Origin of the sequence: Chryseobacterium antibioticum, from assembly GCF_012927325.1 — a bacterium.
GTDB lineage: Bacteria > Bacteroidota > Bacteroidia > Flavobacteriales > Weeksellaceae > Chryseobacterium > Chryseobacterium antibioticum.
Map to the genome: position 1 here is coordinate 25,180 of NZ_JABBGI010000005.1, position 16,225 is coordinate 41,404.

Below are 16,225 nucleotides of genomic sequence, written 5' to 3' on the forward strand. Positions count from 1 at the left end.
AAAAAAATGAAAAATAAATTTTATACAATCTTTGCATTAGCGATCGGTTCTTTAGCTTTCGGGCAGGTGGGTATTAATACCCAAAATCCACAAGGGATTTTCAATATAGATGGTGCCAAAAATAATGCGACCACAGGAACTCCTACTGCAGCACAACTAAAAGATGACGTTATTGTAACTGCATCAGGACCTACTGGTATCGGTGCATCTCCAGACGCATCTGCAATTTTAGAACTTAATGTAAGCCAGCTTGCATCGGGAAGTCAAAAAGGATTTTTAGGACCAAAAGTAGCTTTAACAGCATATAATGACGTCGCTACAATCCCAAGTCCTGCAACGGGCTTATTGGTATACAACCTAGGAACAGCTGCCCTTACCTATATAGGATATGTCTATTGGGACGGAATCGAATGGAGACAGGTAGACGGAAAATCATTACAGAATGGCACAATAAGCAGTTTGGCTTGTACAAGTGCTACTCTGTTTCCGCTTACCTATACTGCATCTACTCCTTATAGTGGTACAATGTCGGTTCCTTATACCGGAGGAAATGGAGGAATATACGCTGCACAAACTATAGTAGGTACAAACGGACTTACCGCAACACTTCCACAAGGTAATTTTGCACAAGGATCGGGTACTTTATACTATACTATTTCTGGGACACCAACAGCATCTAGCCCTACTACAACAACATTTCCCCTTTCAATCGGAACACCAGCACAAAGCTGTAGTGCAACAGTTGGCCTTGGAAAAGTACTTGCTCCCGGAGAGTATCAGTTCTTTACTTTTACATTACCAGCGACGTATGTAGGATTATTGAGTACCTATATTGGCGGTACTTATGATGCTATTTTAGGACAAAAGGTAAGATTGGATCTTAATTTTTTCGCTAGTTCAAATACAGCTACAGGAGAGACCTACACTCCTCGTTTGGTGAATGCTTCTAGTTCTAACATTAAAGTGTGGTATGCATCGTTATCAAACCAAGACCAATACCGGCGTTCTAATGTTTTACTGGCTCCGGGAGGTTTTTTAGAAACAACTGGAGGAACGTATCTTGCCTTGGGAGATAATATGAATAGTGGTTCAACTCCTGTAACAGCTACTAGCTCTAGTGATAATTCCAAGGAGATAGTAACAGTAGATTTAGTTGTAGACGGAATTTGGTACAGAATAGTTGTTGAAGTTTCTGTAGATAACCTCAATGATACCAATGCGACTAATAACATCCGACGTGTCTTTATGACTGCACAAAGAATGTCTAACTAGTAATAATTTTCAAGCTTTATTAAAACCCTTGTTACTATTTAGTTATTCCTACTGATAGGAAAATACACATAAAAATAGAACAGATTAAAGCACCTTAAATTTATTTTATCCGGCAGATGAATTCGTCTGCCGGTATAAATATAAACCTATAAAATAGGCACAGATTAAAAAATCTGTGAGATTCTAAAAACACAAACAAATGAATTTTAAAGAGATTCCAATAGGACCATTGATTGAAAAAGAAGTTGCAGCACGCGGGATAGAACTTCCCCGCATTTGTAATTTTATGAAATGTACGGAACAGGAAATAAAGGAAATGTACAAGGTAACAAGTATAGAAGCAGAAAATCTGTTGAAATGGAGCAAGCTATTAGAATATGATTTTTTCAGACTGTATTCACAGCATTTGCTTTTGTATGCTCCAGCGGCTACAGACAAAAGCACAAAAAAAAAGAAGCACAAAAAAACAATCTTACCTGAGTTCCGAAAAAACATTTATACAAAAGAAGTTATTGGTTTCATTCTGGCACAAATAGAGTCAGGAGAAATGTCAAAATCCGAAGTAATGGAAAGGTATAAAATCCCAAAAACAACTCTGTATAAATGGATCAGCAAGTATAAAGATGAAAAGAAAGAAATATAGTGATCTGACAGGAAAATCCAAGAAAGAAATAACAGAACTTCCTGGACAGGACCTTAACTACTATTCCGCCGATTTCTGGTTTTATGGAGTTGGTTAGGAAGAATAAAGTCATTATTGCTATACTTCAAAGAAGAAAAGATAGGTGAAATTAAAATAAAAACTACTTATGGAAAAATTAATCCCTGATTATAAAAGAATCTATAACGACATTATTGTAAAAGAGTTTCCGGATAAGAGAAATTGTTGCATGCGACTATTACAGAAAGAAAGCTTATCTGTTATGGATATTATAGAACTGAACGAAAAAATTTTCGGCATCCCAGACAAAGGTACTTTTGCAGCCAATCAGAGGCACCGTTCATATAAAAAGACAGATATTCTTAAAATGCTTGATTACCAGAAAAAAAATCAACTCAACAATACTCAACTTGCCATTCATTTTAAATTAAGCCGTAACACAGTCACCAGATGGAAAAAAAGCTTCGTGATATAAAGCGCAAGCAGATTTTCTCTTTAAAGTAAAGCATTCAGGGCGTGTGATTTGAAGTTTTTCAAGAAAATCCCGATTATATTTTGCGGTTATACAAATGCTTTGGTGTATAAATTCTAGCTTTTCTTTATATTATTGATAGTAGGGAGTCAATCATTTATCTTAAACTAAAAATAAAATCCATTATTTTGATGAGGGACGCAATTTTTATAAACATATTAGATTTTAAATTATTTAGAAATGTCAGAAAACTATATTATTAATGGGTTCGCTATAACTATTATTATAATTGGATTTGTAATTCTTAGGCAGAGAATGAAAAAGTAAGGAGGACATTTTTGTCAAAACTCACTTTCATGATATATGTATTAAGTTAAGTAAATGCAGCTTTTTAAGCTAAGTTTTTTAACTGTTCGTTTATTGAATAATTTTATTTACTAGAATTGTTTCCTAAATATTTTTCAAAATAACTTTATAGAAAATTAATTCAAAAAAATAAAGTTAATTCGTAAATAAGTACTATCTTTTTACGATTATTTATAAACAATGCTACGTCGAATAAGGAATTATATAGAGAATCTGCATATTGATACCGATGAGGATAGATTTAAACGTCTTGATGCCCAAAGATTAAATTTATTCGCGTTTTCTATAGGCATTATTTTGCTTTTGAGCAGTTTCAGGGATTTACTGTTTGGGTTCCAGAGTTATTTTTGGGTTTTGTTTATATTGGGGGTTATTTACCTTCTTCTTTTCTTTTTTACAAAGGCTCGCCAAAATGTGCTGGTATCTCTCGCCACTATAGAACTGTCCATGTTGTTGGTCTTCTTTTTTTCCTCCACTACAGGTTTTGGAAATGGCGTGTCATTATATTATTTTTTGCTGTTTACTGTTTCACTGTTTATTTTTAATACAAGGAAAACATCAAAGTATAACATAGTTGTTTTTGCTACTGCATTTGTTCTATTCCTTATAAGTCATTATTATGATTTTAGGATATTTGGAGAGGTGTACAATTTAGAATATTCAAAAAATCAGAGATTCGTTACCTTTTTAGTCGTATTTACGGGATTTTCTGTTCTTGGATATTTTATCCTGTCAAAACATTTTACGGTTTTGGAACTATACCAGAAGGGGCTTCGTAGCGAAAAAATAATCGCCGATATGCGTGAAAAGCTTAACCGTAAAGACGATATGGATTTGGAGAACCTGGTAAAACTGGCCATGAATGACGATATCGCTTTCATTCCCAAAATAAAATCTTCATTTCCTAACTTATATGATAACCTCATGGAAATAAACAGTGCTATGACATCTGATGAGTTCAAATTATGTGCCCTTCTCAAGCTTGGTTTTACCACAAAAGACATCGCGGAATATAATCATATTTCAGTGCGGACAGTTCAGACGAGGAAAAGCAGACTGAGGAAATCATTCGGAATATCTGCTGATATAGATCTGTACAAATGGATAGATACTTTATAGTTTGGAGTAGATCTGTTTTATGATGAAATTCTTAAATTTCTTACCGATTTCTATGCAGTTATTGATCTCACTCCACTTTTAAACCCCTGACTATAATTTTATTTTCGTTTAACTTGTTTCCTAGAGTTAAACGTTTTTTTTATTTTAAAAAATTTAACGAGCATAATATACATACTATTAAATACACATAAAAAATATAATTATCCGCAAAATAATATTGAATATTTAACATAAATTTCATTTTAATGTAAATTAATTTTACTACTTTTGAATAGAGAGATTTCATCAATACACTTTTATATATATTAAATTCTCATTGAAAAATTAAAATTGATATGATTTAATTAATTTCTAAACTAAAACCCATGAAAAAAAAATTACACACCCTCGTTTTATTTTTCGCTTCCTTAATGACGTATGCCCAAGTAGGAATTAATACGACTTTACCAGATCCCTCTTCAGTACTGGATATTGTATCTACCACTAAAGGATTATTGCCTCCAAGGGTCAATCTTACCTCGACAACAGTACAGATAGGTACTGCCGCTAATGCAGCAGGATTACTTGTATACAATACCGGTACTGCATTACCTAAGGGATATTATTTTTGGAATGGCACAGAATGGAGATCTGTGGACAGCTCTTCGGCCGTCAATGCGATTGCAACATTAAATTGTAGTGGAGCTATACTAGATCCTCAACAGACGGTAACAGGCGGCACTCCTCTTGTTACAGGAACAATACTTAAAATCCCCTATACTGTAGCTAATGGCGGTAAATTTACAGGAACCACCCTGAGCTCTGTAGGTAACCCGGCAGTTACTGCAACTATTACAGATAATAAAGTAGAATCCGGTTCCGGTTCATTATCATTTAGTATTTCCGGAACGCCAAATGCATCACAAACTTCTCCTGCGGGGATCACTTTTGATTTAACTCCATTTATTACCTTAAACCCTGGATTTACAGGCTGCAGCAGTATAACTGTAGGTAAACAAGTAAATGCTGATATTAAAAGCCTGGCAGTAATGGATTATCTAAAATTTATTACCGATACCAACGGAACTAAAGGCTTTTCTGTAGAGGCTACAACTCCTGATGGGCTGTATACTTTCAGGGTTTTTCTTAGACATTCTCTTCAGACGGCCGCAGCAACAGCGATTAATAGTACTACTCAGGTACAATTTGCGGATGTACAAATAAGGAATAATTCAGCGGCTAATAAGGTTTTAATGTGGAATAATTCAACTGAATACGGAGCCTATATCGGCCAGGCAGGTAATACTTTAACAGCGGTTCCAAATTTGTTTGGAGGAGATGTTGATTCTGGGAATAACTGGACTACAAGTACAACGGCTACAAGAGTATATTGGGGTGACGCGGGCATTTACCAAGGTTCTAATAGTGGACCTGAATATAGATATTACAGCTGGATAGATACATCTACTACGACAAAGGTGGCCTATACAGCTTATATGATGGCAGGGGCAGTTGGCGGACAGACAGGCACTAATCCGGCTACCATGAAGGTCTTTATAAAAATAGATCAGATTACTGCTCCATAAGATTCGATTCTAAAAACACGCACACAAAGATTGGAGAAGCCTATATTAGTAGGCTTCTTTTTATTGATATAAACTTTCAGACTGCGTAAAAACATTGACATATTAGAGGCACAATTATTCCATCGAAAACCTTCTTTACATTATGTTGTCGCCTATTTTACAACATAAGTATGCTATAGTCTTGTATTCAGTAGATTCTATTACCATGATAAATTTATTTGAGATTAATAAAACCATCTTATCAATTTTATATAAATAAAAAATGGGCTAATCTAAAATTATCAAAACTAAAATCTGAACTCTATCTACAAAGAAGTGATCAACCTCAAAATATTTCAAAAAAAAATCAGATAAACATTAATGTTTATCTGATTTTGCTTTATATGGAGAAAGATTGTTAACCTATCTTCTTAAATTAAGCCACACGCACGTTAACTGCGTTAACTCCTTTTTTACCATTCTCTAAATCGAATGTTACCGTATCGTTTTCACGAATATCATCTTTTAAACCTGATGAATGTACGAAAATATCCTGACCTCCATTTGAAGGTGAAATAAAGCCAAAACCTTTGGCATCGTTAAAGAATTTTACTGTTCCTTGTTGCATTGTATTGTATTATTAAATTATTGTATTTATTGCTATTTTTTGGCTATTGTGCCATTATCACATTGATGATACCATCAACACAATAATAAATCGATTTGTAAACAAGAAATTATGTTGGTATTTTTAAGAATTTGAATAAGATTCCAGTTCAAAAAAGGTACTTCACCTGTTATATTGATAACAAAAATTAGCGGCTGAAAAAGCGAAGACTGAGAGAAAAGAGTAAACTCAAAAGTTTCAGAAGAAGCATCGGCAGGAGCCTGATTATTTTACAAATGTAGTTATAAAATATTAAATAACAAAATAAAAGTATAATTTATTTTGTTATTCGTAAAATTAACGCCCCATAAACAAAAATATAATTTTCAGTTTTTCCACTATGAATCGACACCAAAGCACGACAAATCCTATAAAAATGAGCTCTTAAAAAAGTAATTAGCAGCCTATTGCTGAATCCTATACATTCAATACTATTATGCTAATAAAAATAGAATGAGATGCTCAATCAATTGGGTTTTCACACTAAAATTCACTAATATTCATTGAACCTATTTAATTTAGTAGCAATAATTTTATAAATTTGGTGCTTTTTTTGAAATAAATAACTTTAATAAAATAAAACTAAATCAAATGGCTAGTAAAATTATTGGCGTAGGAAATTGCATCCCTTCAGAAATAATTAACAACTCAGACTTTCAAAACCATTGTTTTTTTGATGAAAATGGGGTAAAATTAAGCCAAGACAATACAACGATTGCTCAAAAACTTACCGCTCTCACAGGTATTGAGCAGAGGCGTTATGCGTCTAAAGAATTAACCACCTCAGATCTTGGTCTTATGGCAGCTAAAAAAGCAATAGAAAATTCACAGATTGACCCGGAAACACTAGACTACATCATATTTGCCCATAACTTTGGAGACGTTCCGCATGGAAAAATTCAATCTGATGCAGTCCCTAGCTTAGCATCACATGTTAAGTATCAACTAGGCATTAAGAATAATTATTGCGTGGCTTATGACCTGCTATTTGGCTGTCCTGGCTGGCTTGAGGCATTAATACATGCTAATGCATTTATTAAATCTGGCATGGCAAAGAAATGCTTGATCATAGGAGCCGAAACTTTATCCCGGGTCGTTGACATTCATGACAGAGACAGCATGATTTACGGAGATGGCGCAGGCGCGGTAGTACTAGAAGCAACAAAAAATGACACGGGCATACAATCTCATCTGTCAGCTTCTCATACCTACAAAGAGAAAGACTATCTCTATTTTGGAGAGTCGTACAATCCTGAGAGTTCTTCCGGAACAAGATTTATTAAAATGGATGGCCGAAAAATATATGAATTTGCTCTTTTAAACGTCCCCCCTGCTATGAAAAAGTGCTTTGATGAAAGTGGATATCAAATAGATCAATTAAGCAAAATTATCATCCATCAGGCGAATGAAAAAATGGATGAAGAGATCGTAAAGCGCTTTTACAAACTCTATAATATGCCGACTCCTAAAGACATAATGCCTATGGTGATTGGCAAATTAGGAAACAGCAGTGTGGCAACTATACCGTCGCTACTTTCTATGATTATAAATAATGAACTTCCAGCACATACTATAAAGGAAAATGACATCATACTATTTGCCTCGGTTGGGGCGGGTATGAATATCAATGCGGTAGTGTATAAATTTTAGACTAGAAAATAAAATTCACAGCACCATTTGACGCTAAAAAGAGACCGTAAAAGACTGACTGGTACAAATAAAATATAAGAAATTTTACATTCTTTGGAATCACACAAAACCTGAACATAAAATTTACATTGAAAATCAACTACTTAAACAATATAATTGTAATAGATCATCTACAAAAGTCTTCAAGGATGATCCTGTTATGATCATACTTGCCAAACGGTGCCACTTTAAAACAAGTGGCGCCGTTTTTTTAAATCACCAGATCTGTTATTACATTTATTTTTTATACAAATTAATAATCCATTTCTCAATCCTCTAAAAAAGTCAACAGTATTAATATGAATTCGTTTTATCCATTCGTACGAAAGAGGTATATTTAAACCATAATATCCCAAAACAAATCTTTAACACCACCTTTATAAAAAATTGATTTATACAACACTTTTAAATATTGCTATTTTCCAGGGAATAGTCTTAGGCCTGGTTATTTTAAAGTCTTCCCTATTCAACAGTAAATCAAATAAATATTTAGCCTACTTAATATTTACACTTTCAATTAAATTACTGACTCAGGTTTTTGAGATTCAGCAGGTATTTACCTCCTATCCTCTTCTGCGTTTTATAGACAACATCGAGTGGGTATTTTTAATGCCTGCTTTCCTATTCCTGTTTATTATAAACAGGATTGATCATCCTGGAAAATATAAACAAAAAAATTATTTGTGTTTTATTCCATTTGCCTATTCCGCTGTCCTTAACATTATAAACGATCTTGATCATGTTGCAGGGATTTATACTATTCCTGAGCCAGGCATCTTTATCATCCAAATACTGGGTCTGATTCAACTTTTTTTAGCCGTTACATTCATCCCACTCCTTCCGCTTTACTCTTATTTTATGATAAGACATTTAAAGGATTCACAGGAAAAAAAATGGATACTTACCTTACTAACCATTGTTTCTTCAGTGCTACTTGTTTGGCTTGTTACCGCTCTAGCCGGCTTACTTCTTGACTATGACATTTCTTCTACTATGAGTGCCCTGGCTTTATGTGCAACATTCATCATTCATTGGACAGCTTATATAGGCATTTACAAATATAAACTTGCCAAAAACAAAGAGGCTATCTACCATTTTCTAAATAATGATTCGGTTATTTCGTATCCCAATCTGCCAGTTGTACACAATAGTACACCACAAGAATATAAGGAATCTATCACGGCTGATAATATTTATTTTCAAAAATTGGAAATACTTTGCAAAGATCATCACATTTATACCGACAATACATTAAACAGGGAAAAAGTAGCTGAAAAACTAGGCATAAGCGCGGGATATCTTTCACAAATTGTAAACACGATAACAGGAGACAACTTTGCCCATTATATCAATCAATACCGAGTGGAAGCTGTCAAGGAAATGATATCAAATTCGGAATATGAAAACTATACTTTGTTGACAATGGGATTAGAATCTGGGTTTACCTCAAAAACGACTTTTTACAATGCCTTTAAAAAAGTGACCGGCCAAACACCCAATGAATACAAAAATAGCAGCAAATAAGTACCATTTTATCCATTTTTAAGCTTTTGAAACCCGTCTTAATTTTTATTATTTGAGTTTTGCACTTAAATAATTCAAATTAAATTTTTTATGAAAAAGAGCTTTTTGCTACTCATCATTTTGTTTGCTTTTTATACTGTCAAGGCTCAAAATGAAAATGATTCAAATCCTAATCAGAAAAAAAAAGAAATTAAACTGAATCTTATCTCGCCGTTATCCGGCGCTTTCGAAGTAGGTTTTGAACGGCACCTCAACAAAAATTCATCACTGGGGATCTCTGCATTTATTGTTTATGATCACACAAAAGATGAGGATACGAATTATTACATCTCCCCTTATTACAGATATTATTTTGGCAAAAAATACGCTTCCGGTTTTTTTGTCGAAGGATTTGGAGCGTTTACGTCCATTGATGGAAAAAAGGTATATTCACCAGACCACCTGACATTCACTGAAAACAAAGATGTTTATGATGTTGCCCTGGGTGCAGGCCTTGGCTATAAACTAGTCACAAAAAAAGGATTGGTTTTTGAAGCCAACGCAGGCTACGGAAAACTTTTGTTCAATGCAGACAAAACAGATCATGGCGTGGTTGCAAAGTATGGATTGAGTATTGGCTATCGATTTTAATATCAGCTCTATCTAAAAACTAAAGCATAACAAGGCTTTTGTTTGCGGTGGATACAGTACAAAACAGAAGAAGGAATAAAATCCCAACGAGTGGGGTTGGGATTTGTTTTTGTAAATGTTGACCAATACATAGAAAAAGTTTAGCCAAGTCTTAAGTCAAAAGTTCAATAGAATTAACGTTAATTGTGATAGCCGTTGGCTTTGTAAATAGCGACCCTAACTTAAAACTCTTGTAGGCGCTGTTTTTTTTACTTGTTTTTTGAGGAAGTCAGACAGTTTCCGTATGCATCAATCAAAGCTTCTGCTACAATTTTGGGGTCTTGCTGATGTATTCCGTGGCTATAACGCGGCAACAAGATAAGCCGGCTATTGCTGTTATTTTTTATCATCTCTGCATAATGGTTTATTCTTAATTGATCCAACTCTTTCCACCACGGGATTAAGTTGATCCCTAATTTCAGATTTTCGTTCATTTCTGTTTCATAATGTTCAATATGCTTGTTGTATGAAATCATTACGGTTACAGGAATGTCCTTAAGGGGTTGTAAGGACTTATATTTTTTAAAGAATTCCGGTGAACTTTCATTTAGCTCTCTCTTTGCTTCATTTCGAAAACCATCTGATGCTGAGGTATCATTTATGATGTTTTTAAGGTTTATCACAAATAATCCCCTATAGCCTGTAGAGCTTGATGTGTTTATTTTCACTTTATTGTCTTCGTCTTTTGTAAGCATAAAATCTGTCGGATCTATGAAAAACAAGCCGCAAATTTCATTTGGATACATTGAGGCATAAAAACGTATAAACGGTCCGCCTATAGAGTGTCCTACTAATAGATAAGGCGGGCTTATTTTTAAAGCTGCCAATAAATCGTGAAGCCTTTTTATAACATCTTCATCTGTTTTTATGGAAGTATCGATTTCTGACTCTCCAATCCCATTCCTATCATAAACTATCCCTGCAAAACTTTTTTGAATGAAAGGAAACAAACTTCCATAGCCTCCGCCTCCCGAACCGAGACCACTTTCAAAGACTACTATTGGTTCATTAGCTTTTCTTTCATCAAGTCCAAAAGTTTTATAGGCCATTTGCTTATTGTTAATGGATACAAATTTTCTTTCAGAAGTCTGCGAAAAAACAAGTGTTATTGAAAAAAAAGTAATAAATACAGATATTATTATGGATTTCATCTTTTTTGATTTGGTATAAGAACACGCATATGTATTAAACAATATTAATGAATTTTTAAATACATAACCCAGATTTCATCAATTTAATACCTCGCTGAATTCCAGTGCAAAATGTTAGCGGTGTATAGGATTAAGAAAAGCACCAGTAATATTCTGAAGATATTATTAATCTTATCTGTTTCTTCTGAAATAAGAAGTTAAATATCAATTTCCGAAGTCTTTAAATGAGTAAATTAGTACCGAATTAAAATGCGCTAAGATTTCTATGAAAAATATATTCTATGTATTACTTCTTTCCATTATACAACCTGTTCTGGCACAAACTAAATTAGAAAAAGCACTGACCAATCTTGAGGATCATTACAAGCAAGAGAAAGTATACTTACTTACCGACAAATCACAATATGCGGCTGGTGACAAAATCTGGTTTAAAAGTTTTGTATTTGATGGATATAACCGTTCTGCATTATCTACTACTCTATTTGTTGAATTGTATAATTCTGATAAAAAATTAATCGACTGGAAAACGATACTTCTCACCAATGGTGAAGGCAGCGGAGATTTTCAGCTGAAAGAAAACCTTCCTGAACAAATTTATTTTGTAAGAGCTTATACGCCTTACATGAACAATTTTAACGAAGATTTTCAGATTGTTAAAACTATTCCGGTTTACAATCCTGATTCCACTGAATCATTAGTGATTTCTAAAAGTTATGAATGGTCCACCAAAGCATTTCCGGAAGGCGGAACTTTCATTAATGGTATGCCTACGAAATTCGCTGTAAGATTATCAACCCATACTTCCCTGCCGGAAAACTGGACCGGAAAAGTAATAGATACGCAAAACCCCAATGTCCCTATTACTACATTTAAATCTTTTGATAAAAATGTCGCCTCTTTTAAAATAACTCCAGCTTCAGAAAAAAAATACCAGGCTATCATTCAGGACAATACAGGAAAAAGTCAAACAATAGATCTTCCACAAGTCGCAGAAAGTGGTCTCAATTTAGCAGTTTACAGCGCTAAAGAAGGGATTAAATATACTTTAAAAGGTGTCAACTTAAAACAGCAGTTTCAAAATTATAAAATTGTAGGAACGATCAACAACCACCTTGCCTACAAAGCCAATATTAACAATGTAACCAATGAAGCTACCAGTCTTATTCCTACAAAAATCAGCAATGGAGCTAATGGTATTTTACAATTAGCCATTTTTGATGAACAAGACAATCTGGTTGCCCAAAGACTTTGCTTTATAAAACCCGGTCAATTAAAGATTGAGAAAGCGGAAATTGTAGGTCAGAACATAAAACAAACCCCAAGATCTTTCAATAGCATTGATCTTTCTCCGGAGTCCTATTTTAAAAATTATACTGTTTTGGTCAGTGAGGATAATGGCACCCAGAATCCGGAAGAAGAAAATATTCTGAGCGGACTTTGGTTGACGGGAGATTTTACCACAAAAATAGACAGCCCGGCGCAATATTTTTCTAAAAATGCCAATACCGAAGCATTGGATGCTCTTCTTATTTCTGAAAGCTGGCAAAGATTTGACTGGAATTCCGTACTTAGCGGATCTGTACCAACCCTTAAAACCAATTCTCAAAAATTTCTTTCTTACAGGGTAAAACCTATTAAAAATGGTTCCCAACTGATCAATACCAACGTAAGTTTATTATTGAAATTAGGTAACGGTGAACCTGTGATTAATCAATTTAAAACGGATCAAAACGGATTCATTTATTTAAATAATCTTAACTATGATGAACCTTTGGATGTTTCATTATTCGTCAATTCACAAGATAATAAAGAATCAAGTACTGATAATTTATTTGTCACCATAGAACCACTAGTCACTCCCACATCATTCAAAGGCAATTTCCCGGGTACAAAATATACATTGGTAAAATCCGGTGAAAATAAAACCGTTTCTCGAAACATATCCAGAGCCATCAATACTCAGAAAAACAGTAAAAAAACCAACAATATTGATGTACAGATTGAAGAAGTAAAACTAGTAGGAAAAAAGCAGGATCCAAAAGAAGAGTTAGACAAACAACTATCCACCGGAATGTTTAGTTCCATGAATTCTACTGTATTTGACTTCGTCAATGAAGACCAGCATATTGCCGGGTCAAATAATATATTAGACTGGCTACAGGGAAGAGCTGCCGGTTTAACATTTCAAAGAGATAATTCAGGGGTCAACGTACCCTATATTCGCGGCCACCAAGCTAAGCTGTATTTAGATGAAACCCTTACTGATGCTTCAATGATTGCCAACCTTCCTGTAAGCAATATTGCTATGGTAAAAATTATTAAAGGAGCAGGATTAATAGGTGATGCGGTACTCGTCTATACCATGAAAGGTAATATGAAATCTAAAAGCAATGAAAAAGAAGCACCGAAGAACAACTCATCTGTCATAAAAGGATATGATCAACCTTCGGAATTTCCTATTGAAATGCTGGATAATGATGATCCTGCAAAGAAAATTGAAAATGATACCCGGGAAACACTTTACTGGAATCCCAATTTATTCGATAGCGATTATGTTCCTCCAAGAATTAAATTTTTCAATAATGACAGTGCAAAACAATATAAAGTACTGATCATAAGTTTTGATGAAGACGACAATCTTCTTTATGATCAGGAAATCTTTAAATAATATATTTTTCTGTATTAAAAAAAGCCTTTCAATTCTCTTGAAAGGCTTTTTTTAATTTCATTCCAACACCCCAAAATCAGTCAGGATTATCATGAACAGCTCGTGAAAAAATGACAGCTCCCGGAAGAGTAACATGAAAAATAAACTATCTTTGTTACAGACCGAAATTGTATTAATCATGAAGTTAGAATTATATCAAATAGATGCCTTTACAGATGAAATTTTCCATGGAAACCCTGCATGTGTTGTTCCTTTAAAAAACTGGTTACCGGACGAAACACTTTTGAAGATAGCCAGTGAAAATGCCGTAGCAGAAACTGCTTTCTTTATTGATAATGGCCATACGATTCATCTGAGATGGTTTACTCCTGAAATAGAGATGGACTTATGTGGACATGCCACCCTTGCCACAGCTCATTGCTTAGTTTCAATCTTAAATTATGAGAACAACAGAATTGTTTTTGAAACTAAAAGCGGTGAATTAACCGTTGATGTTAAAGGTGGATTTTATTATATGGATTTCCCATCAAGAATGCCTGAAATCTCTACGCTTCCGGATGTTATTTCCAAATCACTCAATATACAACCTAAAGAAGTCTTCAAGTCAAGAGATTACATTCTGGTCTATGATTCTGAAGAAGACATAAAAAATATCAAAATTGAAAGGTCTGTTTTTGACCTTATCAATCTGGATCCAGGGGGCGTTATCGTTACAGCAGCGGGTACTGACAGTGATTTTGTCTCAAGATATTTTACACCACAGTCATCCATCCTTGAAGATCCCGTTACCGGCTCTGCACACTGCTCGCTTATTCCGTTCTGGTCCTCCCGACTGGGAAAAGATAAGCTTTTTGCCCGTCAGTTCTCCCAAAGAGGCGGCCAGCTCTACTGTGAAAACAAAAACGAAAGAGTGATTATGGCAGGTAAAGCCAGAACCTATTCTATGGGACATCTGTGGATAGAATAATGTTATTTTGATCAAGCTGTATAACCTGATCATTCAATCATAAGAAAGGCTAGAATGAGCTTTATTATCCACTTTTAATTGGGCTCAAACGTACTTCATTTTTGTAAAAAAGATAGTCGAAAATCCTCCTTTCGGGATCAAAATTCGGCAAGTATTCCAGATATTTGCCAGTTTTTAATTACTTGAATTTCAGTTACATTCTCTTTTTTTTTAACGCAAAGTTTTTTTAGGTCTTTATGATTTTAAGGAAATCAAAGGATAGCGGCTTCACCGCTGATTAAGCAGCCTACTGAAACGCTCGCTTCATCGAATCAATCCTTGATTGATTCCTTCTTTGCCGCCTAAACTATGCATTGTTAAAAGGAGAAACTATCAACAGGTTTTATAATACTCTATTATGTTAGGAGTTTTTATAATAAAGGCACCCTTTTAGGCATACCAAAAATTAAGAAAACTTTGAAAACACTATGAATAAAGAGAAAATTAAGATTATGGAGAATCCCTCAGGGCCCACAAACTCCTCAAGAAATTGAGGAGTTTTTTTGTATCAGTTTTTATAAATTATTGATCCTTACTTTCTGCTAGTAAACATTCTCCCTCGAATTCTGATGCAATTATTTCATCCTTATTCAACCAGTATTCTGAAGTGATCAGGGAAAAATTATTATTTTCCTCTTTATCTAACTTCCACACGATATCTTCAGCTTCTTCAAAACGCAAATCTGTAGACATTTGTTCAGAAAATAGCCTTTTGATAATATTACTTTCAGAAAGTCCACGGCTGAAAGATTTTAAAATGATTTCCTTCGATAGTTCCTCCGAATTTTGATCTACGGATATTATTGAAAATTTTACCCGTGTAGCTTTCGCATTTGGGAATTTACCGTTGTAGGCTTTAAATAAGAGCTGATTGATATTAAATAAGTCGAAATGCAAATCTATTTCCGGATATTCTTCGCAGATCTTATCCAGTAACATATCATTTGAAATCTGATCGATTTGACCTGCATTTAAATTTTCTGATAATTTATAAGTCAATATAATTTTCGCTGCTTCATTAGGCTCAAAATCGGTGATTGCCATAAAAAGCATTTCCTTTAAATTCTCAGCATTTATAGTATTAGCATCCGGAAAGTCAAATAGTCCTAAAAGGTTAGTATAATCTTCGTTTTTCCAGTAGTTTTCAATCTCGTCTAGAGTCGAAGCACTGTCAATTTTTATATTAAATTTCATTGTAATTTTTTTATAAATGTTGGTTTAATCTTTTTCCATATTTTATCAAATCCTTTACAAAATTGCAATATACATACCACACTTAAATTTTCACTCAAATGATCAGGAATAACATGAGATAAAATAGTTTACAAAAGTTTTAAATAAATAATTAAAATCTAGTTCAATGTGGATTTATAGCAACAAAAATTTAATTCGGAAAATAAACTTTTTCAGCAATCCG

Annotated in this window: 13 protein-coding genes; 10 read left to right on the forward strand and 3 right to left on the reverse strand. The window is 34.0% G+C overall.

Translation table 11 applies throughout. From position 1 onward, the window contains the following. The first annotated feature begins 6 nt into the window (after window positions 1-6). From HHL23_RS05000 to HHL23_RS05020, 5 genes are all read left to right on the forward strand, one after another. Window positions 7-1,272, forward strand: a complete 1,266-nt coding sequence (locus HHL23_RS05000) for a hypothetical protein (RefSeq protein ID WP_169233716.1) — start codon at window positions 7-9, stop codon at window positions 1,270-1,272. A gap of 199 nt (window positions 1,273-1,471) precedes the next feature. Then, window positions 1,472-1,915: a transposase gene (locus HHL23_RS05005; protein WP_169233717.1), complete on the forward strand. Its 444-nt coding sequence runs from the start codon at window positions 1,472-1,474 to the stop codon at window positions 1,913-1,915. Window positions 1,916-2,081: 166 nt separating this feature from the next. Further along, window positions 2,082-2,408, forward strand: a complete 327-nt coding sequence (locus HHL23_RS05010; RefSeq protein WP_169233718.1) for a helix-turn-helix domain-containing protein — start codon at window positions 2,082-2,084, stop codon at window positions 2,406-2,408. Between the two features lie 543 nt (window positions 2,409-2,951). Further along, complete coding sequence (locus HHL23_RS05015; protein WP_228464634.1) at window positions 2,952-3,890, forward strand: helix-turn-helix transcriptional regulator; 939 nt, start codon at window positions 2,952-2,954, stop codon at window positions 3,888-3,890. A 365-nt stretch (window positions 3,891-4,255) separates the two neighbouring features. Beyond that, a complete protein-coding gene (locus HHL23_RS05020; protein ID WP_169233719.1) occupies window positions 4,256-5,455 on the forward strand; it encodes a hypothetical protein in 1,200 nt (399 codons plus the stop codon). 415 nt (window positions 5,456-5,870) lie between these two features. Here HHL23_RS05020 and HHL23_RS05025 read toward each other — a convergent pair whose 3' ends face one another. Beyond that, window positions 5,871-6,062 (reverse strand): cold-shock protein, encoded by a 192-nt coding sequence (locus HHL23_RS05025; protein WP_169233720.1) that lies wholly within the window; start codon window positions 6,060-6,062, stop codon window positions 5,871-5,873. 630 nt (window positions 6,063-6,692) lie between these two features. On the opposite strand from HHL23_RS05025, the gene HHL23_RS05030 reads away from it, so the two are divergent. The 3 genes from HHL23_RS05030 (at window position 6,693) to HHL23_RS05040 (ending at window position 9,944) form a co-directional block, all read left to right on the forward strand. After that, entirely contained in the window at window positions 6,693-7,751 is a 1,059-nt protein-coding gene (locus tag HHL23_RS05030) for a 3-oxoacyl-ACP synthase III family protein (protein ID WP_169233721.1), read from the forward strand. Window positions 7,752-8,177: 426 nt separating this feature from the next. Continuing rightward, complete coding sequence (locus HHL23_RS05035; RefSeq protein ID WP_169233722.1) at window positions 8,178-9,314, forward strand: helix-turn-helix domain-containing protein; 1,137 nt, start codon at window positions 8,178-8,180, stop codon at window positions 9,312-9,314. A gap of 90 nt (window positions 9,315-9,404) precedes the next feature. Further along, the gene (locus HHL23_RS05040) at window positions 9,405-9,944 is read left to right on the forward strand and encodes a DUF3575 domain-containing protein (protein WP_169233723.1); all 540 of its coding nucleotides are present in this window, start codon (window positions 9,405-9,407) and stop codon (window positions 9,942-9,944) included. Between the two features lie 248 nt (window positions 9,945-10,192). Here the strand turns inward: HHL23_RS05040 and HHL23_RS05045 are convergent, their stop codons facing one another. Further along, window positions 10,193-11,134: an alpha/beta fold hydrolase gene (locus tag HHL23_RS05045; protein ID WP_169233724.1), complete on the reverse strand. Its 942-nt coding sequence runs from the start codon at window positions 11,132-11,134 to the stop codon at window positions 10,193-10,195. Between the two features lie 265 nt (window positions 11,135-11,399). Here HHL23_RS05045 and HHL23_RS05050 point away from each other — a divergent pair, with 265 nt between their 5' ends. Both HHL23_RS05050 and HHL23_RS05055 read left to right on the forward strand, forming a co-directional pair. Further along, entirely contained in the window at window positions 11,400-13,802 is a 2,403-nt protein-coding gene (locus tag HHL23_RS05050) for a hypothetical protein (RefSeq protein WP_169233725.1), read from the forward strand. Window positions 13,803-13,980: 178 nt separating this feature from the next. After that, window positions 13,981-14,769: a PhzF family phenazine biosynthesis protein gene (locus tag HHL23_RS05055; protein WP_169233726.1), complete on the forward strand. Its 789-nt coding sequence runs from the start codon at window positions 13,981-13,983 to the stop codon at window positions 14,767-14,769. A 561-nt stretch (window positions 14,770-15,330) separates the two neighbouring features. Here HHL23_RS05055 and HHL23_RS05060 read toward each other — a convergent pair. Further along, window positions 15,331-16,002: a hypothetical protein gene (locus HHL23_RS05060; protein ID WP_169233727.1), complete on the reverse strand. Its 672-nt coding sequence runs from the start codon at window positions 16,000-16,002 to the stop codon at window positions 15,331-15,333. Window positions 16,003-16,225 lie beyond the last annotated feature (223 nt).

Excerpts from the sequence above, each read along its gene's own strand:
- HHL23_RS05000 (WP_169233716.1), top strand. The coding sequence starts at position 7 with ATGAAAAATAAATTTTATACAATCTTTGCATTAGCGATCGGTTCTTTA.
- HHL23_RS05055 (WP_169233726.1), top strand. The coding sequence starts at position 13,981 with ATGAAGTTAGAATTATATCAAATAGATGCCTTTACAGATGAAATTTTC.
- HHL23_RS05030 (WP_169233721.1), top strand. The coding sequence starts at position 6,693 with ATGGCTAGTAAAATTATTGGCGTAGGAAATTGCATCCCTTCAGAAATA.
- HHL23_RS05040 (WP_169233723.1), top strand. The coding sequence starts at position 9,405 with ATGAAAAAGAGCTTTTTGCTACTCATCATTTTGTTTGCTTTTTATACT.
- HHL23_RS05050 (WP_169233725.1), top strand. The coding sequence starts at position 11,400 with ATGAAAAATATATTCTATGTATTACTTCTTTCCATTATACAACCTGTT.
- HHL23_RS05015 (WP_228464634.1), top strand. The coding sequence starts at position 2,952 with ATGCTACGTCGAATAAGGAATTATATAGAGAATCTGCATATTGATACC.
- HHL23_RS05045 (WP_169233724.1), bottom strand. The coding sequence starts at position 11,134 with ATGAAATCCATAATAATATCTGTATTTATTACTTTTTTTTCAATAACA.
- HHL23_RS05005 (WP_169233717.1), top strand. The coding sequence starts at position 1,472 with ATGAATTTTAAAGAGATTCCAATAGGACCATTGATTGAAAAAGAAGTT.
- HHL23_RS05060 (WP_169233727.1), bottom strand. The coding sequence starts at position 16,002 with ATGAAATTTAATATAAAAATTGACAGTGCTTCGACTCTAGACGAGATT.
- HHL23_RS05025 (WP_169233720.1), bottom strand. The coding sequence starts at position 6,062 with ATGCAACAAGGAACAGTAAAATTCTTTAACGATGCCAAAGGTTTTGGC.
- HHL23_RS05020 (WP_169233719.1), top strand. The coding sequence starts at position 4,256 with ATGAAAAAAAAATTACACACCCTCGTTTTATTTTTCGCTTCCTTAATG.
- HHL23_RS05010 (WP_169233718.1), top strand. The coding sequence starts at position 2,082 with ATGGAAAAATTAATCCCTGATTATAAAAGAATCTATAACGACATTATT.